General features: G+C 72.3%; 27 protein-coding genes. 13 read left to right on the top strand and 14 right to left on the bottom strand.

What is annotated here, in order from left to right; translation table 11 throughout:
* The first annotated feature begins 78 nt into the window (after window positions 1-78).
* The 3 genes from Aau02nite_RS09765 (at window position 79) to Aau02nite_RS09755 (ending at window position 2,510) form a co-directional block, all read left to right on the top strand.
* Window positions 79-645, top strand: coding sequence for a Uma2 family endonuclease (locus tag Aau02nite_RS09765; protein ID WP_212988014.1), 567 nt, complete (start codon window positions 79-81; stop codon window positions 643-645).
* Window positions 646-754: 109 nt separating this feature from the next.
* Window positions 755-913, top strand: coding sequence for a hypothetical protein (locus Aau02nite_RS09760; protein WP_212988013.1), 159 nt, complete (start codon window positions 755-757; stop codon window positions 911-913).
* Window positions 914-1,061: 148 nt separating this feature from the next.
* On the top strand, window positions 1,062-2,510 hold the full coding sequence (locus Aau02nite_RS09755) for a hypothetical protein (protein WP_212988012.1): 1,449 nt from the start codon (window positions 1,062-1,064) through the stop codon (window positions 2,508-2,510).
* Here Aau02nite_RS09755 and Aau02nite_RS09750 read toward each other — a convergent pair.
* Window positions 2,505-3,182: a GntR family transcriptional regulator gene (locus Aau02nite_RS09750; protein WP_212988011.1), complete on the bottom strand. Its 678-nt coding sequence runs from the start codon at window positions 3,180-3,182 to the stop codon at window positions 2,505-2,507. The genes Aau02nite_RS09755 and Aau02nite_RS09750 overlap by 6 nt on opposite strands.
* 8 nt (window positions 3,183-3,190) lie before the next feature.
* On the opposite strand from Aau02nite_RS09750, the gene Aau02nite_RS09745 reads away from it, so the two are divergent.
* Genes Aau02nite_RS09745 through Aau02nite_RS09735 form a run of 3 tightly spaced genes read left to right on the top strand, consistent with a single transcriptional unit; the run spans window position 3,191 to window position 4,374 of the window.
* Window positions 3,191-3,397, top strand: a complete 207-nt coding sequence (locus tag Aau02nite_RS09745) for a hypothetical protein (protein ID WP_212988010.1) — start codon at window positions 3,191-3,193, stop codon at window positions 3,395-3,397.
* Window positions 3,398-3,430: 33 nt separating this feature from the next.
* Window positions 3,431-3,742: a hypothetical protein gene (locus Aau02nite_RS09740; protein ID WP_212988009.1), complete on the top strand. Its 312-nt coding sequence runs from the start codon at window positions 3,431-3,433 to the stop codon at window positions 3,740-3,742.
* An 11-nt stretch (window positions 3,743-3,753) separates the two neighbouring features.
* On the top strand, window positions 3,754-4,374 hold the full coding sequence (locus tag Aau02nite_RS09735; protein WP_212988008.1) for a DedA family protein: 621 nt from the start codon (window positions 3,754-3,756) through the stop codon (window positions 4,372-4,374).
* On the opposite strand, the gene Aau02nite_RS09730 is transcribed toward Aau02nite_RS09735, so the two are convergent.
* Window positions 4,352-5,254 (bottom strand): LysR family transcriptional regulator, encoded by a 903-nt coding sequence (locus tag Aau02nite_RS09730; RefSeq protein ID WP_212988007.1) that lies wholly within the window; start codon window positions 5,252-5,254, stop codon window positions 4,352-4,354. The two genes, Aau02nite_RS09735 and Aau02nite_RS09730, sit on opposite strands and share 23 nt — an antisense overlap.
* A gap of 79 nt (window positions 5,255-5,333) precedes the next feature.
* Between Aau02nite_RS09730 and Aau02nite_RS09725 the strand changes: the two genes are divergently transcribed.
* Entirely contained in the window at window positions 5,334-6,248 is a 915-nt protein-coding gene (locus Aau02nite_RS09725; protein WP_212988006.1) for a LysR family transcriptional regulator, read from the top strand.
* Here the strand turns inward: Aau02nite_RS09725 and Aau02nite_RS09720 are convergent.
* From Aau02nite_RS09720 to Aau02nite_RS09690, 7 genes are all read right to left on the bottom strand, one after another.
* The gene (locus Aau02nite_RS09720) at window positions 6,238-7,326 is read right to left on the bottom strand and encodes an FAD-dependent monooxygenase (protein WP_212988005.1); all 1,089 of its coding nucleotides are present in this window, start codon (window positions 7,324-7,326) and stop codon (window positions 6,238-6,240) included. The two genes, Aau02nite_RS09725 and Aau02nite_RS09720, sit on opposite strands and share 11 nt — an antisense overlap.
* Window positions 7,323-7,823, bottom strand: a complete 501-nt coding sequence (locus Aau02nite_RS09715) for a nuclear transport factor 2 family protein (RefSeq protein ID WP_212988004.1) — start codon at window positions 7,821-7,823, stop codon at window positions 7,323-7,325. The genes Aau02nite_RS09720 and Aau02nite_RS09715 overlap by 4 nt, the downstream gene beginning before the upstream one ends.
* A gap of 79 nt (window positions 7,824-7,902) precedes the next feature.
* The gene (locus Aau02nite_RS09710) at window positions 7,903-8,667 is read right to left on the bottom strand and encodes a sulfite exporter TauE/SafE family protein (RefSeq protein ID WP_212988003.1); all 765 of its coding nucleotides are present in this window, start codon (window positions 8,665-8,667) and stop codon (window positions 7,903-7,905) included.
* Window positions 8,640-9,839, bottom strand: a complete 1,200-nt coding sequence (locus Aau02nite_RS09705; protein ID WP_212988312.1) for a metal-dependent hydrolase family protein — start codon at window positions 9,837-9,839, stop codon at window positions 8,640-8,642. Before Aau02nite_RS09705 ends, Aau02nite_RS09710 begins: the two co-directional genes overlap by 28 nt.
* Before the next feature lie 71 nt (window positions 9,840-9,910).
* Window positions 9,911-11,608: a CocE/NonD family hydrolase gene (locus Aau02nite_RS09700; RefSeq protein ID WP_212988002.1), complete on the bottom strand. Its 1,698-nt coding sequence runs from the start codon at window positions 11,606-11,608 to the stop codon at window positions 9,911-9,913.
* Window positions 11,605-11,964 carry an NIPSNAP family protein gene (locus Aau02nite_RS09695; protein ID WP_212988001.1) on the bottom strand — a complete coding sequence of 120 codons (360 nt, stop codon included), beginning with the start codon at window positions 11,962-11,964 and terminating at the stop codon, window positions 11,605-11,607. The genes Aau02nite_RS09700 and Aau02nite_RS09695 overlap by 4 nt, the downstream gene beginning before the upstream one ends.
* Window positions 11,965-12,084: 120 nt before the next feature.
* Entirely contained in the window at window positions 12,085-12,432 is a 348-nt protein-coding gene (locus Aau02nite_RS09690) for a hypothetical protein (protein WP_212988000.1), read from the bottom strand.
* Between the two features lies 1 nt (window position 12,433).
* Between Aau02nite_RS09690 and Aau02nite_RS09685 the strand changes: the two genes are divergently transcribed.
* From Aau02nite_RS09685 to Aau02nite_RS09665, 5 genes are all read left to right on the top strand, one after another.
* Window positions 12,434-12,790, top strand: a complete 357-nt coding sequence (locus Aau02nite_RS09685; protein ID WP_212987999.1) for a hypothetical protein — start codon at window positions 12,434-12,436, stop codon at window positions 12,788-12,790.
* 171 nt (window positions 12,791-12,961) lie between these two features.
* A complete protein-coding gene (locus tag Aau02nite_RS09680; RefSeq protein WP_212987998.1) occupies window positions 12,962-13,291 on the top strand; it encodes a hypothetical protein in 330 nt (109 codons plus the stop codon).
* 62 nt (window positions 13,292-13,353) lie between these two features.
* A complete protein-coding gene (locus tag Aau02nite_RS09675) occupies window positions 13,354-14,481 on the top strand; it encodes a sensor histidine kinase (RefSeq protein ID WP_246595023.1) in 1,128 nt (375 codons plus the stop codon).
* Window positions 14,478-15,140, top strand: coding sequence for a response regulator (locus Aau02nite_RS09670; RefSeq protein WP_212987996.1), 663 nt, complete (start codon window positions 14,478-14,480; stop codon window positions 15,138-15,140). Before Aau02nite_RS09675 ends, Aau02nite_RS09670 begins: the two co-directional genes overlap by 4 nt.
* Window positions 15,141-15,150: 10 nt before the next feature.
* Window positions 15,151-16,821 carry an MFS transporter gene (locus Aau02nite_RS09665; RefSeq protein ID WP_212987995.1) on the top strand — a complete coding sequence of 557 codons (1,671 nt, stop codon included), beginning with the start codon at window positions 15,151-15,153 and terminating at the stop codon, window positions 16,819-16,821.
* A 75-nt stretch (window positions 16,822-16,896) separates the two neighbouring features.
* On the opposite strand, the gene Aau02nite_RS09660 is transcribed toward Aau02nite_RS09665, so the two are convergent.
* The 3 genes from Aau02nite_RS09660 to Aau02nite_RS09650 are packed head-to-tail and all read right to left on the bottom strand — an operon-like array spanning window position 16,897 to window position 18,905.
* Window positions 16,897-17,685, bottom strand: coding sequence for a maleylpyruvate isomerase family mycothiol-dependent enzyme (locus tag Aau02nite_RS09660; protein WP_212987994.1), 789 nt, complete (start codon window positions 17,683-17,685; stop codon window positions 16,897-16,899).
* 29 nt (window positions 17,686-17,714) lie between these two features.
* Window positions 17,715-18,497, bottom strand: coding sequence for a helix-turn-helix domain-containing protein (locus tag Aau02nite_RS09655; protein WP_212987993.1), 783 nt, complete (start codon window positions 18,495-18,497; stop codon window positions 17,715-17,717).
* A gap of 21 nt (window positions 18,498-18,518) precedes the next feature.
* Window positions 18,519-18,905 (bottom strand): nuclear transport factor 2 family protein, encoded by a 387-nt coding sequence (locus tag Aau02nite_RS09650; RefSeq protein ID WP_212987992.1) that lies wholly within the window; start codon window positions 18,903-18,905, stop codon window positions 18,519-18,521.
* Window positions 18,906-19,150: 245 nt separating this feature from the next.
* Between Aau02nite_RS09650 and Aau02nite_RS09645 the strand changes: the two genes are divergently transcribed.
* On the top strand, window positions 19,151-20,365 hold the full coding sequence (locus tag Aau02nite_RS09645; RefSeq protein WP_246595022.1) for an acyltransferase domain-containing protein: 1,215 nt from the start codon (window positions 19,151-19,153) through the stop codon (window positions 20,363-20,365).
* Here the strand turns inward: Aau02nite_RS09645 and Aau02nite_RS09640 are convergent.
* Window positions 20,362-22,383 (bottom strand): hypothetical protein, encoded by a 2,022-nt coding sequence (locus Aau02nite_RS09640; protein ID WP_212987991.1) that lies wholly within the window; start codon window positions 22,381-22,383, stop codon window positions 20,362-20,364. The genes Aau02nite_RS09645 and Aau02nite_RS09640 overlap by 4 nt on opposite strands.
* On the bottom strand, window positions 22,380-22,718 hold the full coding sequence (locus Aau02nite_RS09635) for a PadR family transcriptional regulator (RefSeq protein ID WP_212987990.1): 339 nt from the start codon (window positions 22,716-22,718) through the stop codon (window positions 22,380-22,382). The genes Aau02nite_RS09640 and Aau02nite_RS09635 overlap by 4 nt, the downstream gene beginning before the upstream one ends.
* Between the last annotated feature and the right edge of the window lie 25 nt (window positions 22,719-22,743).

The following is a 22,743-nucleotide window of genomic DNA, read 5'->3' as shown; positions in this document are numbered from 1 at the left end:
GCGGGCTCCGACGGGCTGCTTGTCGCCAGGGTCACGGTATCTTGAATCCGGTAGCCCAGCCCGTTCCAGGAGGTGTGTATGACTGCCGAGATGGTCGCGCCGGCCTGGATGCATGAGCAGGTCACGGCCGAGCAGTACGCGGAATGGACAGCAGAGCAGTGTGCGGGCATCGAGATCGTGGATGGGATGGTCCTGGTGAGTCCGAGTGCGTCCAAGCGGCATAACCGCCTGGCCCGGCTGCTGGCGAACGCCTTGGATGGTGCCGCGGGACCGGACTGGAACGCTGACACCGACTTCGATGTGCGGCTCCAGGACGTGCCCCTGAACAACCGTCGTCCCGACGTGACGGTGTACCGGGCGGAAACCATCGATATCACGCCGACTCGACCTGAGCATGTGCTCCTGGTGATCGAGGTGGTCTCACCCGGGTCGGAGACGACCGACCGGATCGTCAAAGCCGATCAGTACGCGAAGGCCGGCATTCAGTTCTACTGGCGCGTCGAGCAGGCCCCCACCGGCGCACCGATCGTCTACACGTACGTTCTCGACCCGGCGACTGGCCGCTACCGGGACAACGAAGTCTTCACCGGCGTCGTGAAGGTGGCCGTGCCGTTCCACGTCGAGGTCGATCTCGGTCAGCTCTGAGGGGATCACGCCCGGCCTGCGCGCCGCTCTGAGCGTCCGCTCCTTCGAGGACGAGGCGCCCGGACTGCCGGCGCTCACCGGCCGCGCACGCTCCTGGTACCGGTGTCGCGTGCACGCCCGGGGCCGGGACACCCGGGTGGACGGAACGGCGGACATGCCGGTGGAGCACTACCTCATCCAGGTCTGGGCGGACGAGGAGCAACGGCCGCAGGTCGTGCACCGGGCGTCCGACCGGTACGGCGCGAGCCTGCGGGAAACGGCGCGCTGACCCCGCGACCGCCACCACGGTCATCTTGCGCCCATACTCAGATCATCTCTATATTGCTGTCCATGGCGGCATGGATGCGCGGACCCACCTCCCGGATACTCCCCGTGCCCCCGGCGCCGGGACCGGTCACTGCCCGTCCGGCGTTGCCGTGACGTCGCCGCTGGAACGGCGGTATCGGCGCTGGGCGGGGGCCTACCCGCCGGGGCCACGCCGTCAGGAGCTCATCGACACGCTGCTGGAGTGTGCCCCGCCCGGCCGCGCCCGCCCGGCCCCGCGAGAGGTGGTCAACCTGCTGCGCCACGGCCTGCGGGCCCGGCTCGGCCGTCCCGGTGGCCGGGCGGTCGTGGTGCTCGCCACCCTGGTGGCCCTGATCGGGGGACTGGCCGGTGCGGCCGTCGCCGCCCGGGTGGGCTGGCAATGGGTGCCCGCCCTGCCCGGCGGCGCGCAGGCCGACGCACTGAAGAGGACCGTGTTTCCCGGGATGACCGCGTACGGCGGCGGGGACGCGCCCCTGATCGTCGACTCGTCCGACGGGGAGAACATCCGCTTCGGTTTCGCCGACTACTGGGTCGAGCACACCGCGGCCACCCGCGACCTCGACGTGTTCACGGCCGCCGCCCGCGACCGGCTCCTGGCGGCCGGCTGGCGCCTGCACGGCGACGTCACGGCGACCGACTCGGAGCCCGACGCGATCACGCCGACGCGCTCCACGGCCTTCCTGGCCAGCCACGACGGCCTCGTGCTGGCCTTCCGGAACACGGTCTGGAGCAACCGTGCGGCCTGGGACAACGACGGCGCGGCCAGCTTCACCCTGACGCGCGCCGCGCCGGCCTGGCTCTGGGCGCTCACCGTGGCCGGTGGGCTGCTCGGTGCCCTCGGCGGCTGGCTCCTGGTGGGGTGGGCGAGCCGCCGGACAGCTCCGCGCAGCGCTATGGCCTTCGCCGCCGGGACGCTGGCGTGGCCGGTGGTTCTGCTGGTCCCGCTGGTGGTGCTGATCCTGGCGATGTGGTCGATCCAGCCGGACCGGCCGTGGAGCGAAACCCTGTTCGTCACCCTGTTCCGCCTGGTCGGCCCGGCCGGGTACGCCGGCATCGCCGCGTTGCCGTCGCTGGCGATCGCGGCGCTGAGCGGTCCGCGCCTCAGCGGCCGGACGACCGCAGCGACCCTGGCGGTCGTGCTGGCCGGCGCCGCCGGGGTGCTCTGGTCGCACCGGGGCCCCGCGTCGCCGCCCGGCCCGGCGGAGTGCCGGCCGTCCGGGGTGCCGGCGGAGCTGCCGGCCGATCAGACCCGCCTGGCCATGACGGTTCACGTCTTCATCCGGCAGGACACCACGCCCGACCAGCGCAACATCGTTCAGGCGGCGATCGCGCGCGTGTGGGGGACGTCGGCGTTCAACTTCTACTACGACCCCACTGCTCCGGAGTACGGCGACGCGTACTGCGCCGGGGGTCGCCTGGCCGACGGTGCCGGCGTGTCGTTGCCGTACTTCTGGCAGGTGGACATCTCCAGCCCCGGAGTGTTCTCCGGCCTGGAAGCAGAGGTGGCCGGCCTGCCCGGTGTCCTCGGCGTCCGCCGGGGTCCGGCCACGGTCTCATAGCGGGGGGCGGGCGGGATCCGCGTCGGTACCGTCCTCGGCCGGCAGGGTGTGCCACATGTCGAAGGCCACGGACGCGGCTGCCTGCACGTCTCCGGCCGCGATCAGTTCGATCAGCTGCGAGTGCAGTTCGACGGACGCGTGCCCGTCGCCGCTGAAGCGCAACCGCTCGGCCCGGCGTACGAGGGGATCGAACTGGTCGAGCACGGTCTCGACAGCGTGATTGCCCAGCGCGGTGACCGGGATCCGGTGGATCTCCTCGTCGGCGTCCAGGGCCGCGCCGATGTCACCGGCCTCCACCGCCTCGGCGAAGCGGCGGTTGGCGTCCCGCATGCGGTTGATGTCTTCCGCGCCGAGCCGGCCCGTCGTCTGGCGCACGGCCAGCTCGTGCATCGCCGCGATGACGTCGCGGGCATCCCGCACGGCCGGCGCGTCGATGGTGCTGACCCGGGTCGATCGGCCCGGCAGGGCCACCACCAGACCGCTGCTCCCGAGGCGCAGCAGCGCTTCGCGCACCGGCGTCCGGCTCACTCCCAGCCATTCCGCCAGCTCGCCGTCTTTGAGCTGCTCGCCGGGGGTGAAGGTGCCGTCGACGATGGCGTCGCGCAGGCGCCACAAGACATCGTCGCGCAGCAGTGAGCGGTCGACGGCGGGGCCACCCGAGGGAATCGGCATGCAACATATTGTGCCCAGTATGCGCCTGGCGCGACAAGCCGACCTGGGCGGTCATCGCCACGGACGACAAGTCGTTCGACCGGGCCATGTTGCAGCACATGGCCAAGCGGGCCGGCGCGCAGATCACCGACGTCCCGGCCAGCCACGCCCTGTACGTGACCCGGGCCGGCGTCGTCGCCGACGTGATCGTCACCGCCGCGCAGAACGCCTCGTGAGCCGGCCTGTCGAGCTGCCCGGAGGGTGACCGCGTGTCCGTCACGTCTTTCCCGGTGGCGCTGTGGATCGAACTCCTCGCCGCGGGACTCGGCGGCCTGCAGGGCGCCCTGTTCGCGGCGGGGGAGAGGCATCGCCGCATCGACGTGCTCGGCGTCATCGTGATCGGGCTCGCCGGCTCGCGGTCGTCATGGGACTGTTCGGCCGGCCGCCCTGCGCTTCGGCTGGACCTTTCCCGAGCAGTTCGGATTCCGGCAGGCGCAATGACTCCCTACCATCTATGCACTGGTGATAACGGCAGTTCCTTCCTACCTTCAGACGGCGAGGTGGAAATCCACGCCGGATGAGGGAGAACGCCGTGATCGACTGGGTCGGACTCACCGAGTCGCTGGCAGCGTCCCACTGGCTGTATCTGATTCTGATCTCGGTGTCGCTGCTCGACTCGTTCCTGCCGCTGATCCCCAGCGAACCGGTCATCATCATCGCCGGCGTGTTCGCCGCCACGGGAGTCACCAACCTGGCGCTGGTCATCGCCGCCACCGCCCTCGGCGCCTTTCTGGGCGACCAGATCCCGTACGCGTTCGGCCGGCGGTTGAGTTTCGTGCTGGAGAAGCGCCTGCCGCCGGGCTCCAAACGGCGGGCCACGCACAACTGGATCAGCCGGCACCTGCACACCCGCGGCGGGTTCATCCTCGTGAGCACCAGGTTCATCCCGGTCGGGCGCTACCTCGTGACCATCACCTCGGGAACGGTCCGGTACAACTACCGGAACTACGTCCTGTTCACGATCATCGGGGGCACCGCCTGGAGTGCCTACACCGTGCTGACCGGCTACGTCGGCGGCGTTCTCTTCCAGGACAACGCACTGCTGGCCTTCGGGGTGGGACTGGGGCTGGCGCTCATCCTGTCCGGTGCGATCGAGCTGATCCGCCGCCTGCACATGCGCCGCAACGCAGTCACGGACGTCCCGGAGCGATGACCCGGCGGATGCGGTCGCGGAGCCACTGGTGGGTACGGTCGCTGTCGTTGCGGGGATGCCAGGCCATCCCGATCGTCGGAGTCGGCAGGCTCAGCGGCAGTTCGAAGGTGTGCAGCCCGAGCGCGGTGACGGTGTCGCGCCCGGCGCGCGCGGGCGCGATGCAGACGACGTCAGTGGCCCGGGCCAGGAACAGCGACGCCGCGTAGGTCGGCACCACGGCCACGACGTCGCGGGTGAGCCCGAGCTCGTCGAGGCGGTCGTCGATCGGTCCGCGACGCCGGCCCCGGCGGGAGACGCCGACGTGGTCGGCCGCGGCGAACTGCCTGACGGTCACCTTCGCCTTGCGGGCCAACGGATGCTCCGGCCGGACGACCCCGACCAGCGTCTCGGTGAACAACGGCTCGCTGTGCACCTCGGGGTCGTGCCGGCCGAGGATGCCGACGTCGAGGTCGATCAGGCCGTCGCGCATCCCGGTGTCATCGCTGCCCTCCGGACGCAGCCGCAGGGTGATGCCCGGTGCCTGCGCCCGGACGTCGGTGATGAGCTGCGCGGTCACACTCATCGAGAAGATGTCGGACATGCGCAGGTCGAAGACGCGCACCGTGTGCGCCGGATCGGACGTCGGCGAGGGCTCGAAGACCATCCTGGCCCGCCGCATCACGTCGTGCACCTCACCGCGCAGTTCGAGCGCGCGGCGGGTGGGCACCATGTCGCGCCCGGCGCGGACCAGCAGGGGGTCGCCCAGCAGGCGGCGCAGCCGGGCCAGGGACCTGCTCATGGCCGGCGGTGAGGTGTGCAGCCGGGCCGCGGCGGCGGTGACGCTGTTCTCCGTCAGGAGCGCGTCGAGCGCCACCATCAGGTTCATGTCCAGCATTTCCATCGTCGGATTATCACAGGTGGAATGGCTCGATACCAAAGATGCATTCGTGATAATCACGGGACTGTCTTAGCGTCGGGGCATGCCCGTAGATCTGAATCTGCTCACCTCGCTGGACGCCCTGCTCTCCGAGCGCAGCGTGATGGGCGCGGCGGAGCGGCTGCACCTGTCCTCACCGGCGGTCAGCCGGACGCTCGGCCGGCTCCGCAAGCTCACCGGCGACGACATCCTGGTGCGCACCGGCCGCTCGATGACGCCCACGCCGTACGCGCTGGCGATCCGCGACGACGTGCGCCGGCTGATCCGCCAGGCCCATGACGTGCTGATCCCCCGCCGCGAGGTGGAACCGGCGACCCTGGACCGGATCTTCACCATCCAGTGCAACGACGCGCTGGCCACCTCGCTGGCGCCCGTGCTGGTCGCCGGGATCCACGCCCAGGCGCCCCACGTACGGCTGCGGATCCTGGGCGAGAGCACCGTCGACACCGGCGGTCTGCGGCAGGGCCACGTGGACCTGGAACTCGGCACCGGCCGCCCGAGCCTGTCCGAGTTCCGCTCCGAGACGCTCGGCCACGACTCCCTGACTGTGGCGATGCGGCCGGATCATCCGTGCGGCAAGAGCCTCGACCTGTTCTCGTACGCGGCCGAGCAGCACGTGCTCGTCTCCCGGCGGGGCCGGCTGACCGACCCGATCGACGACCTGCTCGCCGCCGAAGGGCTGCGCCGCCGGGTCGTCGCCACCGTCGCGAGTCTCACGATGGCCCTGCGGATAGCCGGCTGCAGCGACATGCTGGTCACCACCACCGCGCTCATCAGCCGGCCGATCGTCGACAGCCTCGGTCTGATCACGCGGCCGCTGCCGCTGCCGGTGCCGGCGGCCCCGATCAACTGCACCTGGCACCAGCGTAACGACTCGGACGCCGCCCACGCCTGGCTCCGCGAGCAGGTCCGGGCCGCCCTGGTGGAGATCTGCCGGGTGCCGGCCGCTACCGGTTGAGCATCCAGTGGGTGAAGGCCACGTAGCCGGTGGCGAACTCGTCCGGGGTCGCCGCGTTCTCCACCTTGCTGGACAGCTCGTTGACCCGGGCGTAATGCGGCAGCCGGTCCCGCTGGTACGCGGCGAGCGCCTCCGGCACCGACGGGGCCGAGGTGAGCAACCGGGCGAGCACCAGCGGGTCCTCCACGCCCAGCGACGCACCGGCGGTGATGTGCGGAGACAGCGCGTGTGCGGCATCGCCGACCAGGGCGACACGGCGCGAGACCCACTGGGACAACGGTGGCACGAGCATGATCTGGTTGTGCAGGATCTTGGCGTCCGGGCTCGACTCGATCAGGGCGAGCATGGCCGGGTTCCAGCCCGTCGTATCGAGGAACCGGGCCCGCTCCAGGGCCTGTTGCTTCGGCGTACCCTCCAGCGGATCCGCGTCGAACTGATTGACCAGCCAGTACACGGTGCCGTCGGCGGTGGGCACGTACCCGCCACGGGTGCGCTGCTCGCCCAGCACGATGACGCTGCCGTCGATGGTGACCCCGGGCGGCGGTGGGACGACCGAACGCCAGGCGTGGTGTCCCTTGTGCTCGATCGCGTCGCTGCCGGGCACCAGCAGGGACCGGACGACCGAGTAGGCGCCGTCGGCCCCGATGAGCAGGTCCGCCTCGGCGGAGGTCCGGTCGTCGAAGTGGGCCGTCACGCCGGCGTCGGTCTCGTCGTAGCCGGCGAGGCGCGAGTTCAGACGGATGTTGTCGTGGCCCACCGCGTCGGCGAGCAACGCGTTGAGCTTCGGGCGGTTCACCAGCAGGTAGCGGTGGTCGTCGGCGGAGAACCCGGGCGGGTCGATGAGCCGGCCGGCCGGATCCCGGAAGTACATCTCGGCCGGCCGGCCGATGGCGGCGAGCTGCTCGCCGAGCCCGAGCTCGTCGAAGACGGCCAGCGCGTTGGCCCACAACCCGAGCCCGGCGCCCGCGGCGCGGATCTCGGGTGCCTGCTCGTGCACCACGGCGTCGATTCCCGCCGCCCGCAGCACGATCGCGCTGGTGAGCCCGACGATTCCGCCGCCGGCGATGATTGCCCTCATGTGGTCGATCCCTTCGCATTCTCTGGTACGACGCGGTGCTTTCCCTTGCTGGCTATGCGGTACAGATCGGGGTTGCCCTCCCAGGGCGCGGTGCGCACCACGGCCCAGCGCCGGATCAGCCACCGCTGCTGCGGCGTCCGGATCATTTCCAGGCGCCAGTAACCCCGCATGACGCAGAAGTCGACGCCCGGCACCGGCAGGTGGTGATACGCGACCATGTGCGCCCGGCAGGTCACGCCCGCGCTCGTCGCGTCCACGAGCAGGTTGGAGCTCGCATGGTGCGTGCTGGCGAATCCCTCCAGCACGGTGCGGGCCTTCGCGGTCAGCTCACCGGCCGTCAGGTCCTCGGCCGGTGCGCCGGACTGCCCGGACTGATCCAGCGTCACCCGGTCGGCGAACAGTTCCCGGAAACGGGCCCAGTCCTTGTCGTCCTGGGCGTGGGCCAGAGCGGCGACGACTCCGGCAATGTGCAGGTACTCCAGCGGCGTGATGTTCATCGTGTGAATACGCTAAGAAACATGCCGGGCAATAGCCAATGCGAAATGGTGAAGCAATGATTTACCGCGACGCAATCGATCAGGTGAGGGCCCGGGCCAGCAGGACCAGGCCGATGGCGGTGCCGAAAGTGACGATGAGTGCCTTCAGAATGCGCGTGGGCAGGCGCCGGGCCAGCAGCGCACCCGCGTAGCCGCCGATGACCGTCGACGGCGCCAGAATCAGGACGACCAGCCAGTCGACCGGGCCGAAGAGCGCGAACGTCAGCAGGGTGACCGCGCCCACGGTGGCGGAGAGGACGTTCTTTCCGGCGTTGAGGCGGTTCAGTGTCTCGTCGAGGACCAGGGCGAGGGCGGCCACGTACATGACGCCCATCGCGGCGCCGAAGTAACCGCCGTAGACCGCGCCGGCGAAGACGACGATCTGCAGGGTGATCGCCTGGCGGCGCGGGCCGAGCGAGCGCGGATGACCGACCATGCCGCGCAGCCGGTCCTGGAAGAACAGCGCCGCGGCCGCGGCCAGCACCAGGAACGGCACGATGAGCTCGAACGCGCGGGCGGGCGTGAGCAGCAGCAGCGCACAGCCGGCGGCGGAGCCGGCGACGCACGCGGGCAGCACCCACGGGATCCGGTGCCGCTGACCGGCCAGATCGGCCCGGCTGCCCAGCACGCTGGACAGGTAGCCGGGAAAGACCGAGACGGAGTTCGTGACGTTCGCCTCGACCGGGGGCAGGCCGGTCATGAGCAGAGCAGGGAACGTGATGAGCGAGCCGCCGCCGGCCAGTGCGTTCACCCCGCCCGCGAGCACGCCGGCGACGATCAGCAGCAGGATGCGTTCGGGATCCACTTTGTCGGTCGGCCCTTCACCAGGATGCCGGCCCGCCAGACCGCCGTGATCCTGGACGGGTCGGCGAGCAGGGAGATGTCGCGCAGCGGATTGCCGTCGACGATCACGACGTCGGCGTCGTAGCCGGGCCGCAGCTGTCCGGAGCGGGGTGCCTGCCGGCCCAGGGTGGCCGGGCCGTTGGCGGTGGCGGCCTCGATCACCTCCAGCGGCTCCATGCCGATCTCGTGGAGCAGCGCCGCTTCGCGCCCGTGGCGTCCCCAGGCGGCGGGAGCGTCTCCGGTGCTCTGGATGTCCGAGCCCAGCGCGATCCGTACCCCGGCCCGGTGGGCCCGGGCGATGTTGTCCCGGTGGAGCCGGGCGATTCCCCGCAGCTTGCGGAGCGCGTACGGGGGGAGCTGCTCGCTGTCCAGCAACTCCTGCACGATCGTCAGGGTGGGCACGAGAATCGCCCCGGCCTCCGTCATCGCCTCGCAGGCCTCGTCGTCGAGGTAACTGCCGTGCTCGATGGTCAGCACGCCGGCCTCCAGCGCGGCCATGATCCCGGGTTTGCCGTGGCAGTGCGCGGCGACGCTGCGTTCGGCCAGCCCGGCCACCTCCACGACGGTGCGCAGCTCCCGGACCGTCAGCTCCTGATGGATCGGGTCGTCGATGACGCTGAGCACGCCGCCGGACGCGCACACCTTGATGATCCGGGCGTTGTGGCGCAGCTGCTCGCGTACCGCTTTGGCGCACTCGGCCTCGCCGTCCGCCAGCCGGAAGCCGGCGCCCGCGCGGCCGCAGTCGTGCACCCATGCCGTAGGCAGGGTATGGATGTCGCCGTGGCCGCCGGTGGCGGACAGCACCGAGCCCGCCGCGTAGATCGCCGGGCCCGGCACGAACCCCTCGCTGACCACCGGGGCCAGATGCAACCCCATCCCGCCGAGCTCCCGGATGCTCGTGACGCCCGCGTCGAGGGCGCGGCGCAGGCTCTGTGCACCCCGGGCCGCGCGGGTCGCGGGATGCTCCTGCACCAGCTGGGCGAAATCGAAGGTGCCCGGGCGGCCGCCGTTGAGATGGGTGTGGCAATCCCACATCCCCGGCATGACCGTACGGGCCCGGACCGGCTCGGTCCCCGGGGCATCGGCCGGAGCACCGTCGCGCGGACCCGCGTAGGTGATGACCGGGCCGTCCATCACGACGACACCGTCGTGGACGGGGTCACCACGGCCGGGGATCAGCAGGTCCGCCTCGACGCGCTGCGGGCTCACGGGTTCCTCGCGATCACCGGCAACGTCAGCCGGCTGGGATGCTCCGGTCCGTGGAAGATCCGGTTGACCGCGACCTCGACCCCGGTGGTGAGGTTGCGGTCGTATCGCGGGAAGTCGCTGCTGGAGACCTCGAGCCGGATGCGGTGCCCGGGGAGGAAGACGTTGGAGGTCACGCCCAGCTCGACTGTCGCCTCGGCGATCTCGCCGGGCACCAGCGGCTGCGGCCGGCTCAACGAGCTCCGGTACCGCATCCGGCAGCTGCCCTCGCAGAGGATGATCGCGCGGCCGTCGGGGAAGACGTCGACAAGCTTGCCGGTGACGTCGGTGTCGACCGCGGTCGAGGACACGTGCACGGTGAGGGCGACGTGGCCGGTGACCTCCAGCGGCGTCTCGAGCGATTCGCTGGTGTAGCAGAGCACGTCGTCCCGACGTTCGACGTCCGCCTGGTCGGCCGGGCCGGCGAGTCCGCCGGCGCCGAGGGTCGCTCCGCCCACGGTCGGGACCGGGCGCAGCGGATCGTAGGAGAACGAGTCGCTGAACTCGTCGGCTGCCGGGGCCGGGTGCAGCCGTCCGTCGCCCTGCGAACCGTTGGCCCGTCCGGCGCTGTGCAGGAAGTGGTCCTCGTACCGGGTGTCGGGCAGGGGCCAGTCGTCCTCGTCGCGCCACTGATCGAGGCCCATGACGAAGATGCGGACCCGCGCCCCGGTGTCGACGTCGTCGTGGCCTTTCACGTACCGGTCGAAGAACCGCAGATGCGCGCTCGTGACCGCCGCCGCCTTGACGGATCCGGCGAGCCCGAACGAACGGTCCGGGAAGACTCCGAGGTCGGCACCGTCGCCGTGCCCCCACGGGCCGATGACCAGTCGCTGTCCCTCCCGGGCCGCCGAACTGCCACCGCTACGGCGCATGGTGGTGTACGACCGGACAACCTCTCGCGCGAACACGTCGTACCAGCCGGTCAGGTTGAACGCCGGGACGGTGATCGCCGCGCTCCGGTCCAATGCGGACAGTTGCCTCCAGTACACGTCGTAGTCGGGATGGGCGAGCATCTCACCGAGCCAGGGCAGGCCCCGGACGATGGCGCTGTGACCGCTGATCAGCTTGTCGACGTCGTCCAGCGCGGCCCGGATCTCCGCTGCGTCCTGGGCGTCCGACGGGCCGGTGCTCTCCGGGCGCGCCAGATTGGCCAGTGCCATGCGGGCCGACCAGTTGAGCAACGTGCTCTGCGCCACCGCACCCTGGGCCGAGTGCCAGGCCGCGTACGGGTCGGCCGTGGTCATCAGGGGAGCGATCGCGCGCAGCACCGGCGGCGCCTGCGCTGCCGCCTGCCACTGCGCGAAGCCCATGTACGAGGCGCCCCACATTCCCACGGTCCCGTCGCACCACGGCTGCCCGGCGATCCAGGCTAGGGTGTCGACGGTGTCGCTGCCGTCGAAGCGGTGCGGTTCGAGCAGGCCCGGAGAATCCGCGGTGCCCCGCACATCCTGGACGACCACCAGGTAACCGTTCTCGACGAGGACCCGGATGTCGGGCAGCTTCGGGTTGCCGAGGTGGGCGGTCGAGGTCCTGCCGTACGGCGTGCGCGCGAGCAGGACCGGCCACGGACCGGTACCGCCGGGTCGCCACAGGTCGGTCGCCAGGGCGACGCCGTCGCGCATCGGCACGGCGACACCGGTGTCGATGGACAGGCTCATGCGAGCTTGGAGTGGGCAGTCGGCACCAGCCGGACGGTCTCCGCCGCACCGGCCAGCATCTCCCCGAGCCGGGGCCTGATCTCGGATCCGAAGACGGGATCCCGGTGCACCCGGGCGATGACTTCTTCCCGTTCTTCCTCGTCGCGGAATTGACGGATCCAGACGAAAGCGTCTTCGTCCGCGGTATCGGTGAAAGCGCCGACGACTGTCATTCCGCCGGCCTCGTGCACGGGAATGACCTGCTCGTCCATCCACCGGGCCAATTCCTGGCCGCGGCCCGGTGCCGCCTTTTCACGACGAATCTCGAAGAACACGATGAGCTCCTTGGCTGCACGTCGCGCGGCTGAAACCGCCACGCTGACGAGGCTAAGCCGGGACCTCGGCGCAATCCAATGCCATGTGGTAAAGCGGAGATTTACCGCAGCGCAACCGTCGTCTCGGCTTTCTCCGGACTCGAAGGAAAGCGGCCGGGCCGCCTACCGTTCGTACCGGGTGACAGCGTCCCGCAAGTGGTCGTCCGGTCCGCGGACCAGCAGGCCGCGGATCTCGGTGAACGGGTTGCAGACCGGTGGGGCGTCGTCCTCGTCCCGGTCCTCGTCGTCGGCCGCGGGATCCGGCGGGAGCTGGACGAACGGGGTCCGCGGCCGGTCGGGACGGGCCGGCTCGACCGGGTTGCGGTGCCACGCAGTGCCGTACGCGCGGTTGAGCACCTCGCCGAGATACCACCCGGGCACCATGACCGCGGGCTCCTCGGCCGCGGGCAGGTCGTCCCAGCCGGTGAACCGGGCCCGCAGCAGCTGCTCCAGGCGGTCCAGGGAGTCCACAGTGAAGTCCCACGTCTGTCCGGTCTTGCGGGACCAGTCCGCGAAGGCCTGCTGCTGGCCGAACCCCAGGACCGACCCGGGCAAGAAGTTCTGGGACGAGAACCAGCTGACCGACGGGCAGGTCTACATCTACACGATGGGCGGCGTCGACTTCTCCAGCGGCGCAGCCAAGCCCCCGGCGGACGACGACTCCGCGGACCCGCAGGCCGGCGGTCAGGGTGGCGACGACGACGGCGGCCTGCCGATCACCGGCGACAGCGTCCCGGTGCCCGCGCTGCTCGCGCTCGCCCTCGCGCTGATCGTCGCGGGTGCGGCCCTGGCCTGGTGGGCCCGCCGGCGGCGCACCTTCGTCAGCTAGAGATCCTCTTCGCACAGCGGCGGCATCGTCATCGGTGTCGCCGCTGTGTCGCTGACCGGCGTGGGGGAGGGGCTCCGGCAGGACGGCTGGCATTCTCCGAGGCGGCCGTCGCCGACCCGGCACCTTAGCCGGCGGCTCGACGGGGGGTGATCGCCCTGACATGCTGTCGGCGTGGCCGGCCCTGTCGCGAAAGTCGCCCGCGTCAGCGGTGCCCTCGTGATCGCCGCGGTGCTGGGCGCCACGATGGCCGACCGCCGCGGGCTGGGGCTGGGACTGCTGGCGTTCGTCGTCTACGGCTTGATCTTCGGCGTCGCCGCGTTGTCCTTCTCCCGTCTGCGGCAGTGGTCAGCCCGCCACGTCCTGCTGGACTCGCTCGTCTTCGTACCCCTCGTGTTCTTCGCTCTGCTGTTGATCCCGGCGCTGCCGTGGTGGGGCGCGGCTCTGATCGCGCTGGGAGCCGGCATGATCTTCGTGCCGGTGGCAGTACGCCGGCGATCCTGACAATGACGGCGGGCCCGCCGCCGGTGGTGAGCTGTCGCCGTCGGATGATGCAATGGGTGGTCATGAGGCGTGATCTGCTGATCATCGTGGCGTCGATCGCCGGCGCCGCGGTGCTCACGCTGGGCGCGCACGACGGGCCCACCGAGCTGCGGTGGCAGCTCTTCGGGGCCGCGGTCGTCGCGTCCGTGGCCGCCGGGATCACCCGGGCCCGGCCGGTCGGCGGGGTGCTGCTGGGCACCGCCGCCGCACTCACCGACCAGGTGCTCGGGCCGTCACTGGCCACCGTGCTGATCTACACCCAGGTGCTGTACGACGCCGGCGTGTACGGGTCGCGCCGGCTGCCGCGCATCCTGCTCTGGTGCGGCGCGATGGCCACCGTCGCGGTGACCGTGCTGCTGCTGCTGGAGCGGGGCGCCGCGCCGGCCGCGGTCAACGGCGTGCTGGTGGCCCTGATCCTGATCGTGCCGGTGATCACCGGGCTGTCGGTCCGCGAGTGGCGCGACCGCAGCGCCGCCGATCGCCGGCATGCCGAGCAGGTCGCCCGGCTCGCCGCCCTCGACGACCGGCAGGCGGTCGCCGCCGAGCGCACCCGGATGGCCCGCGAGCTGCACGACGTCGTCGCCAACCATCTCAGCGTCGTCGCCATCCACGCCACCGGGGCGCTCGCCCTCCCGGCGGACGACCACGCGCGGCGCGAACAGGCGCTCAGTGTGATCCGCGAGCACGCCGTGCGCGGGCTCGCCGAGCTGCGCGAGTCGATCCGGGTGCTGCGGATGGACGACACCGCCCGGCCCGGCGTCGACGTCGGCCTGGACGGGGTGCCCGCGCTGGCCGAACGGATCGGGCAGACCGGCCTGGACGTGCGGACGGTGGTCGACGGCGAGCCGCGGAACCTGCCGATCGCGGTGGACATGGCCGCGTACCGGATCGTGCAGGAGAGCCTGACCAACGCGGTGAAGCACGGCGGCGACGAGGTCACGCTCGAGATCGCGTACGGTGCGGACGATCTGCTGCTCACCGTGACCAACCCGGTCGGCGCGCCCGAGGTCCACCCGGCCGAAGGCTCGGGCGCCGGCCTGGTCGGCATGCGGGAACGCGCGTCGCTGCTCGGCGGGACCTTCGCCGCCGGCGCCGACGACGGGCATTTCCGGGTACGGGTGAGCCTGCCCGCGGCGAGGGAGGTCCCGTGACGACGGTGCTGGTGGTGGACGACAACGAGGCGGTGCGCGGCGGTCTCGTCCTGATCCTGGAATCCGCGCCCGACCTGGAGGTGGTCGGCCAGGCGGCCGACGGCCGGGAAGCCGTCGGCATGGTCCGCGACCTGCGCCCCGACGTGGTCCTGATGGACGTACGGATGCCCAGGATGGACGGAATCGCCGCGACCCGCGCGCTGGCCGGCGTGGCCGACGTGCTCGTGCTGACCACGTTCGACCTCGACGAGTACGTGTACGGGGCACTGCGCGCCGGAGCCGCCGGTTTCCTGCTCAAGAACACCGACGCGGAGTCGCTGATCAACGCCGTCCGGGTCGTCGCCCGCGGCGAGGGCCTGATCGCGCCCGAGGTGACCCGCCGGGTGATCACCGCGTTCGCCCCGCCGACGGCGCCCGCCACCACGCCGCTCGGCGACCTCACGGACCGGGAACGCCAGGTGCTCGCCGAGATCGGCCGCGGCCGGTCGAACCGCGAGATCGCCGACCGCCTGAACATGGCGGCGGCCACCACCAAGACCCACGTGAGCCGGATCCTCACCAAGCTCGGCCTGCGCAGCCGCGTCCAGGCGGCGATCCTCGCCCGCGAATCCGGCCTGCTACATCCTTTGGCCGACGACGAGCCCGCCGCGCGTCCGTAACGTCCTGCGCATGGTCGTCTCCGGCAACCCGCAGACCACATCCGCGCGGGTACGCGAATCACGGACCATGCTGTCCGCCGCGCTCGCCAACGGCCCGCGCGAACTGCTCGACTTCCTGCTGCCGCTGTGGGCGGGCGCGGCCCTCGGCGCGAGCGCGACCCAGGTCGGTGTGCTGGTCGCGGTCGAACTGGCGGTCTCCGTGGTGGCCCGGCCGGTCGCGGGCCACCTGGCCGACGCGTACGACCGGCGCCGGGTCGCGGCCGCCGGCGCCCTGCTCTACGCGCTCTCCTGCGCCGGTTACGCCCTGGCGGGCGGCCTCGCGATCGCGTACGCGGCCGCGGCGATCGGCGGCGTGGGCGGAGCGCTGCTGTGGGTCGCGGTACGCGCCATGGCCGGCGAGCGCCTCACCGAGGACAGCGCGGTGTACCCGCGCCTGACCGCGGCCGAGGAGACCGGCGCATGGGTGGCGTTCGTCGCCGGCCTGTCCGTGCTCGCGGCGACCGGCTTCCGGGCAGTCTTCCTGGCCTGCGCCGCGGCCTGCGTGATCGCGGCCGCGGTGCTGCTGGCCGCACCCGCCCGTGCGGTGCCGCCCGCTCCGCCGCTGCCCGGCAGCGTGCTGCGCCGGCTCCGGCCGATGCTGCTGGCGGTGGCGCTCACGATGGCCGCCGAGTCGGCCGTGGCCCTGCTGCTCCTGCTGCACCTGCAACGCGACTTCGACCTCGGGATCATGCAGATCGCGTACGTCTTCCTGCCCGGCGCCGTCGTGATGGGCCTGCTCCCGGAGTACCTGCACCGCTTCGTCGTCCGGTTCGGCCGCACCCGCGTGCTGGCCGTCGCGTCGGTGTCGTCGGCCGCCTTCGCGGCCGGCCTGGCCTGGGCGCCGAACCCGTGGGTGATCGCGGGCCTGTGGGTGCTGAGCGGGACGGCCTGGGCCGCGGTGATCCCGATCCAGCAGGCGGTGATCGCCGAGGCGTCCGGGGCGCGGGTCGGTCGCGGGATGGGGGCGTACGAGGCGGCGGTGCTGCTCGGCGGTCTGGTGGGGGCGCTCGCGGCGGGCGTGCTGTTCGACGTGGGCCCGTGGGCGCTGGCCTGCCTGCTGGCGGCCGGGGTGATCCTGTCCGGGGCGGTGCTGGTGCCGTGGTCGGTGCGCGCAGTGGGCGTAGCCGACCGCCCGCCGGCTCCGGTCCCGGATCCCGCTTCCGCGCTGCCGCCCGGGCCGGGCGCTGCGCCCGCGTCGGCTGCCGGGCCGGGCGACGCGCCGTCTGCGGCTGCTGATTCCGGCCACGAGCCTGCGCCGTCTGCGGGGCCCGGCCATCCACCCGCGCGGCCCGCGCCGGCGTTTCCCGCCGCCGCTTCGGACGACGCGGCGCCCGCGCTCGGCTCCAGGGCGGAGCCCGACCTTCCTCCGGAGCCGGCCGGATCTCCGGAGCCCGCCAGATCTTCCTGGCGGCGCTTGGGTGAGCACGCGGCGCTCTACGCGGTGGTCCAGGTCGGACTGCTGCTGCTCGATCAGTCCTGGCTGCTCGACCTGGCCACCGGCGGCGTCGACCTGATGACCGGCCACCGCGACGGCGACAGCGGCGCCGGCCCGTCCTGGCTCTACGGCGCCGGCCGGATCTGGACGATCGTCATCGTCGTCGATGCATTGTGGGCGGCGCTGACCACGAGCCGCCGCCACTGACCGCCCTGCCACTCGCCCGGACCGGCCATTGGGTGTGTTGCTCGTCGTCGGCGACCGCGGTGAGCAGGTCGACGCTCAGAAGCCGGGGAAGGCGGCTCGCAGCTCGTCGAGCGTGGTGTTGCCCTTCACCTCGATACCGGCCGGTGTGAACGCCGGGGTCAACCGCCCGTAGAGCAGTCGCACCGCCGCCTCCAGCGGCCCGATGAACGTCGCGGTCGGGGCCAGGGCCTCGGTGGTGAGCTGGACCTTGTCGTCCAGGACGATGCGGTACGGGGTCCCGCCGACCTCGACGACGGCGGGCTCGCGGGCCGCCGCGGGCTTGCCGATGAAGCCCAGCAGGAAGCTCAGCCCCCCGCTGAGGTGCTCGGCCAGCAGCTCGGCGGAGCTCTCGGGCAGCGTTGCCGCCGGGTCGGCACCGGCGCGGACATCCCACACGTGCGCGGTCACCTCACTCAGCCGCATCGCAGTGAACGACGCCAGCGGAAGTGGCTCGGGCAGGAAGCCCATCGGCACCCTGATGTCCTCGTGCCGATCCTGCGGTACGGCCTCGAGGGCCGTGAGCAGCGCGGCGTCGGACCCGGCCCAGCCGGCGGCCTGGTCCTGCGGGCTCATGGCGTTCCACCGGTCCCAGACGCTCTGGTTGAAGTCGGGGCCGGGCGCCTCCGCGTCGCCCAGCGCCGCGCGGAGAGCAGCGAGCGTGATCTCCGCGCCGCTGCCCAGGTGGGACAGGACGTCGGCGATGGTCCATTCGGCGGCGCCGGACGGGCCGGTGAGCTGCTCGGCGGAGAGAGCGGCAACGGTGCCCGCGAGGGTGTCGTGCTCGTTGCGCAGGGCCGCGATCGTGCGGCCGGCCAGGGTGCTCATGGGTCAACAGCGTACCCAGCATGCGTCGCTCAGGGCCGGGTGAAGACGACGAGTCGAAGGTCACCCGGTGCCAGGGTCAGCACGTCCTTGTCGAACGACGTCCGTCCGCCGTGCCCGTCGGGGACGTCCAGCCGGTCGAGGCCGTCCGGCTGGTCGGGCGGGCCGTCCCAGAGCCGGGTGAACGCGCCGCCGCGGGCGTACAGGTCGCTGATCAGGGACCGCAGCTCCGGGTCGGCCGGATAGCGCTGCGCGGCGGTGCGCAGGCCCGCGACCATCGACGTGCGGACGGCGGCGACGTGCTCGGGCGTACGGAAGACGTCGGAGGACGCCTCGGTGAAGACCCGCCAGGCCATGTTGCGGTCGCGGCCCTGGGCCGCGCCGGCCGGGCACGCGTACGCGTCCCAGCGCTCATTGCCGGCCAGCACCGACCAGGTGGCGTCGCAGACGCAGGCCGGCACCTCGGTCAGCCGGTCGAGCATCCGGCGCGCCGCGGGGGTGATCTCCCGCGGCACCAGGCCGGCGCGCCCCGCCGGCGGGGCGAATCCGGCGAGCGTACGCAGGTGGTGGTGCTCGTCGGCGCTCAGCCGCAGGGCCGCCGCCAGCGCGTCGACGACGGTCGGCGACGGCCGGCGGCGGCCCTGTTCCATGCGCCGAATGTGTTCCTCGGAGATCCCGGCCCGGCCGGCCAGCTCGTCCCGGCGCAGGCCCGGGACCCGGCGGGGGCGGGGCAGGGAGGGCGCGATGCCGGCGGACTCGGGGGAGACGCGTTCACGCATTCCGCGCAGAGCGGTCGCGAAGCTGTCCCAGGGCACCCGGTCATTGTGCCAGCGGGGTCAGTTTCCGGCCGTGACGCCCGGCATGGGGTGTGCGACGGCGGTCTCCTCGACTTCTTCCATGTAGAACCGCGACTGGACGATCTCGTCCGCACGTACCTTGATGACGATCACGCCGCGCATGTCCGCGGCGCCCGGGCGCACGTAGTGGAACTCACCCCAGAACTCGTCGGCCGTTCCGGCCGTTCCGGTCACCGAGACGTGGATGTCCGGGAACTGCCGGAAGACGCCTTCCCAGTTCCGGCGCACCTGCTGGGGGCCGCTGAACGCGCGGGCCGGATGAGCGGGCCACGTGCTGGTGAAGTCGTCCGCGAAGGTCGCGGTGAGCGCGTCCAGGTCGTGCGCGTTGATGGCGTCGATGAGTCGTGCGACCACAGGGAAATCCATGTCCGGCAACGGTAGTGACGGTCGCAGCCGGTTGCCGGGGCCAGTTTGTACCCCCTGGCCCGGCCCGCGCGACGAAATAGGCAACTCCTACGGACGCTTCGCCTCGGGCCGCCGGTCAGGCTCGGGCCATGGCACTTCCTGGGAACGACACAGCGGATCCGGCGACGCGCGGACGACCGGGCGGCACGGCGGTACGGGCGAGCGTGGGCTCCCGGAGCCGGCCCATGATGGTGCCGGCGGCAGCCATGGCAGTGCTCACCGTCGTCACAGCGGTCGGTCTGCTCGCCGTCGACCGGGTGGTCACCGGCGCCGCGATCTGGCTGAAGCCGTTCAAGTCCACCGTCTCCATCGGGCTCTACGCGCTGGCCCTGGCCTGGCTGATCGCTCTGTTGCCGCAGCGCAGCCGGCTCGCGGAACGGTCCGCCTTCGTCATCGCGCTCTTCTTCGCGGTGGTCCGCCGCGGCGCCGCTCGCGTCGGCAAGGCGTACCTATCCGGCGGCGGTAGGGTCGGGCGCGTGGATCTGGACGACACCGCTTCCCGGCTCGCCGTGCCGGTCGAGGACGTCGATCGTGTGCTCCGGCTCGCCGGAGACCGGCCGTCGGCTCCGCTGCCCGCCAAGGCGGACGCGCCCGCGATCCTCGACCGGCTGGCGGTACGGCCCGACGACGCCGCCGAGATCATGGCGGGCTGGCCCGACGCGGATTCTCCGCACTGGACGCCGGAGCTGCGGTGGCTGCTCGACCGCTCGATCGCGCTGGTCCGCGCCGACCTCGGGGGCCACGGCTGGCTGGCGCCCGGCCCGGTGCTGCCGCGCGAGCGTGGCCCCGCCTGGCGGCATCTCTACGTGTACGCGTACCTGGCCCTGGTGGACGTGGTGACGGCTTGCCACCGTGAGCACGGGATCCCGGAAGCCGTGTCCCGGGTCACCCTCGCTGATCTGGGCCGCAACCTCGCCATCGACCGGCGGATGCACGGCGAGGGCTGGCCGGTCATGCAGAGCTGGCTGACGTTGCACGCGCGCGGCAGCCTCTACGAGCTGGGCCGGCTGCAGTACCAGCGCGGTGACACCGCCATCGGCCTGCACATTCCCGAGGCCGGCCCGCTGACCCCGGAGGCGGTCACGGCGTCGCTCGACGATGCCCGTGCGTTCTTCCCCCGACACTTTCCCGAGGAGCGTTACACGGCGTTCTCCTGCGGCTCGTGGCTGCTCGACCCGCAGCTGCGGGAGTATCTGCCCGAGGACTCCAACATCGTCCGGTTCCAGCGCCGGTTCGAGCTGGAGCCCTACGCGGAGCCGGAGGGGCTGGACGCCGACGTGGAGGCGCTGCGGTTCGTGTTCCGTACCCTCAGCACGCCGCTCGAGAAGTTGCCGCGCCGCACCACGCTACAGCGCGCGATCGTCGACCACCTGAAGGCCGGGCGTCATTGGCGCTGGCGGCAGGGCCGGTTCCCGATCTAGTGCCGGCCGGCGACAGGCGTCCTCGCTGATTCCGCGCGGGGCACCGGGCCGGGTGCGGGATCGCGCGGCTGAGCCGGGCCGGGCGCGCCGTCGATGCGGATCGCGGCCAGCGCGGCCAGCGGCAGCAACAGCGTCGCCGTGCCGGGCACGTACGACAGCCCGTCGAAGGAGTAGCCGCTGCCGTCGATGTCGAAGACGAGATTCGGCACGAAGGCCAGGAGCAACCCGCCGACCACGACAGCGGGGACCGTGCCGGGCACCGCGGCCACGGCCAGCGCGGTCCACACGGCGGCGGTCCGGCCGCGGTTGCGCGTCCGGTGCCGGCGTAGCAGCGCCAGGCACACGACGGCGAGGGGCAGCGCGGCGAAGGCGGCGTACAGGGCCGCTCCGGTGTCGTCATCGGACATCGGCGGCGGGATCAGCCCGGCGCCGACGGTCACCGCGACCGGGGATCCGAGCAGCAGCAACGCGGCCCAGGTGGGCACCGGACGGCGGCTGAGAGCCAGCGCCGGGACGACCGCGAGCAGTATCCCGGTCACCGCCAGCCCGATCGTCGTGACCTTCAGCCCGATCGGCAGGTACGGGTGGTTCACCCCCGGCGTGCCCTGCAGCATGATCAGGGGCAGCACGCCCGCGGCCAGCAGCACCCCGACGGTGACGCGGCGCCGCGCGGTGCCGGGCACCGTGCGGCCGCAGACCAGCCAGCCGGCGACCACCGGCACCACACCGGCCAGCAACGCGAGCCGCAGACCGCCCACTCCGGTGACGTCCATCCGGTGCAGCACCGCGTTGGCCAGCGTCAACCCGGCCCCGACCAGCAGCGTCGCGGTCAGGCCGAAGCGGCGGTCGGCGGTGGCGACCAGCGTGGCCAGCACGGCCAGCAGGATCGCGGTGACCCGCAGCTCCGCGGTCCACATGGCCAGCTCACCGTCGCCGCCGGGCATCGGCGCGGACCGGGACACGTCCTGCATCCCGGGCGTGAGGATGGTCAAGGTGTACGCCCAGCCGATCACCGCCACGGCGAGCGCGCCCGCCCCGGCGACCACCACGGCCACCGGCATCGGCTTCGAAACCGCAGGCGCGACCGGCTCCCGCGCCGGGGCCGCGATCCCGTCGCGACGGGGCCGGAGCGCGCCGAAGCCGTATGCCAGGGTGAAGGCCGCGAAACAGGCCAGCGGCAGCGCCCAGGGGCCCTGGTAGTAGAACGTGCGGCCGGTGACCCCGTCGACGAGCTCCTGGAACTCCGGGGGCGCCCCGCCCATGGTCACCGAGGCCAGCATCGTGGCCGGCCAGTCGCGGCTGCCCAGCGCGAACGGAACGGCCGACGCCACCGCGGCGAGCGCGCAGACCAGCGGCACGCCGATCAGCATCAGCGCTGCGGCCCTGATCCGGCCGGCGGCCCGTACCGCGGCGGCCCCGATCGCCCCGATGCCGGTCGCCCAGATCAGCAGGCCGGCCAGCACACCGGACGCGTACGGCAGGTCGCCGTCCGGGACCGCGCCGAGCAGGATCACCGGTGCGAAGGTGACCGGCGCGAGCACGGCCGGGCCGGCGTCACCGAACCGGCCGGAGCGCGAGTACGGCCGGCGCCGGCCCAGCCACCGTCCGGCGGGCAGGCACCAGGCCAGCGTGATGACCGCCGCGACCACGGAGGTCAGCCACTCGGAGGCGGCGGAGACCGGCTCCACGCCGGCCTGTTCGAGCAGCCGGAAGGCGAGGCTGCCCGAGTATTCGGACACGGACAGGGTGATGAGCGCGGCGATCAGCAGGGCGAGGGCGGGTGCGCCGGGGGCCAGCGACTCGCCCCAGCCGCGCGGTGCTCCGCTCGCGTCCCGGATCGGCGGCGCGGCGACCAGGCTGAACGCGTACCTCAGTCGCTCCCGGGCCGTGGCCCGGCCGGCCTCCAGGGCGGCCAGCTCGGCCAGCCACTCCGCGTGCATCTCCGCGCGCAGCGCGGCCGGCCAGCGCCGGGCGGCCCGGGCCAGGCACCAGCGGGCGAAGCGGTCCACCGGCCTCATGCCGTCGCTGGCTTCGTGGCCGGCTTCGCCGCGCCGAGGCCCCGGCTCAGCTGGGCCTGCAGGGCCGCGATCTCCGCGTACGCCGAGGCCTGACCGTCCGGGGTGAGCCGGTAGTAGCGGCGGGCCGGGCGACCGGCCTGGACCGGGTCGATGTCCTCCCAGTACGCCTCCACCCAGCCGGCGTTCTGCAGGCGCAGCAGGATCGGATAGAGCGTGCCGCTCGGATGACCGCTGGCCCGCATGAGGTCCAGGCCGTAACGGTCGACCGCCGGATCTTCCAGGAACGCGGCCAGCACCTTGGACACGGCCGCGGTGACCCGGAGAGGAGATGTCATGCCGGCACCGTAGCGGACCCTCACC

The organism is Actinoplanes auranticolor (genome assembly GCF_018332655.1).
GTDB lineage: Bacteria > Actinomycetota > Actinomycetes > Mycobacteriales > Micromonosporaceae > Actinoplanes > Actinoplanes auranticolor.
Note: the sequence above shows the minus strand (reverse complement) of the source record. Positions and strands in the feature narration are given on the sequence as shown.

Bases quoted from the DNA above. Each gene is read 5' to 3' on its own strand.
- Aau02nite_RS09645 (WP_246595022.1), top strand. From the start codon at position 19,151: ATGGCAGTGCTCACCGTCGTCACAGCGGTCGGTCTGCTCGCCGTCGAC.
- Aau02nite_RS09650 (WP_212987992.1), bottom strand. From the start codon at position 18,905: ATGGATTTCCCTGTGGTCGCACGACTCATCGACGCCATCAACGCGCAC.
- Aau02nite_RS09665 (WP_212987995.1), top strand. From the start codon at position 15,151: ATGGTCGTCTCCGGCAACCCGCAGACCACATCCGCGCGGGTACGCGAA.
- Aau02nite_RS09675 (WP_246595023.1), top strand. From the start codon at position 13,354: ATGAGGCGTGATCTGCTGATCATCGTGGCGTCGATCGCCGGCGCCGCG.
- Aau02nite_RS09725 (WP_212988006.1), top strand. From the start codon at position 5,334: ATGCCCGTAGATCTGAATCTGCTCACCTCGCTGGACGCCCTGCTCTCC.
- Aau02nite_RS09660 (WP_212987994.1), bottom strand. From the start codon at position 17,685: ATGAGCACCCTGGCCGGCCGCACGATCGCGGCCCTGCGCAACGAGCAC.
- Aau02nite_RS09700 (WP_212988002.1), bottom strand. From the start codon at position 11,608: ATGAGCCTGTCCATCGACACCGGTGTCGCCGTGCCGATGCGCGACGGC.
- Aau02nite_RS09635 (WP_212987990.1), bottom strand. From the start codon at position 22,718: ATGACATCTCCTCTCCGGGTCACCGCGGCCGTGTCCAAGGTGCTGGCC.
- Aau02nite_RS09715 (WP_212988004.1), bottom strand. From the start codon at position 7,823: ATGAACATCACGCCGCTGGAGTACCTGCACATTGCCGGAGTCGTCGCC.
- Aau02nite_RS09720 (WP_212988005.1), bottom strand. From the start codon at position 7,326: ATGAGGGCAATCATCGCCGGCGGCGGAATCGTCGGGCTCACCAGCGCG.
- Aau02nite_RS09750 (WP_212988011.1), bottom strand. From the start codon at position 3,182: ATGCCGATTCCCTCGGGTGGCCCCGCCGTCGACCGCTCACTGCTGCGC.
- Aau02nite_RS09730 (WP_212988007.1), bottom strand. From the start codon at position 5,254: ATGGAAATGCTGGACATGAACCTGATGGTGGCGCTCGACGCGCTCCTG.
- Aau02nite_RS09640 (WP_212987991.1), bottom strand. From the start codon at position 22,383: ATGAGGCCGGTGGACCGCTTCGCCCGCTGGTGCCTGGCCCGGGCCGCC.
- Aau02nite_RS09765 (WP_212988014.1), top strand. From the start codon at position 79: ATGACTGCCGAGATGGTCGCGCCGGCCTGGATGCATGAGCAGGTCACG.
- Aau02nite_RS09705 (WP_212988312.1), bottom strand. From the start codon at position 9,839: ATGGACGGCCCGGTCATCACCTACGCGGGTCCGCGCGACGGTGCTCCG.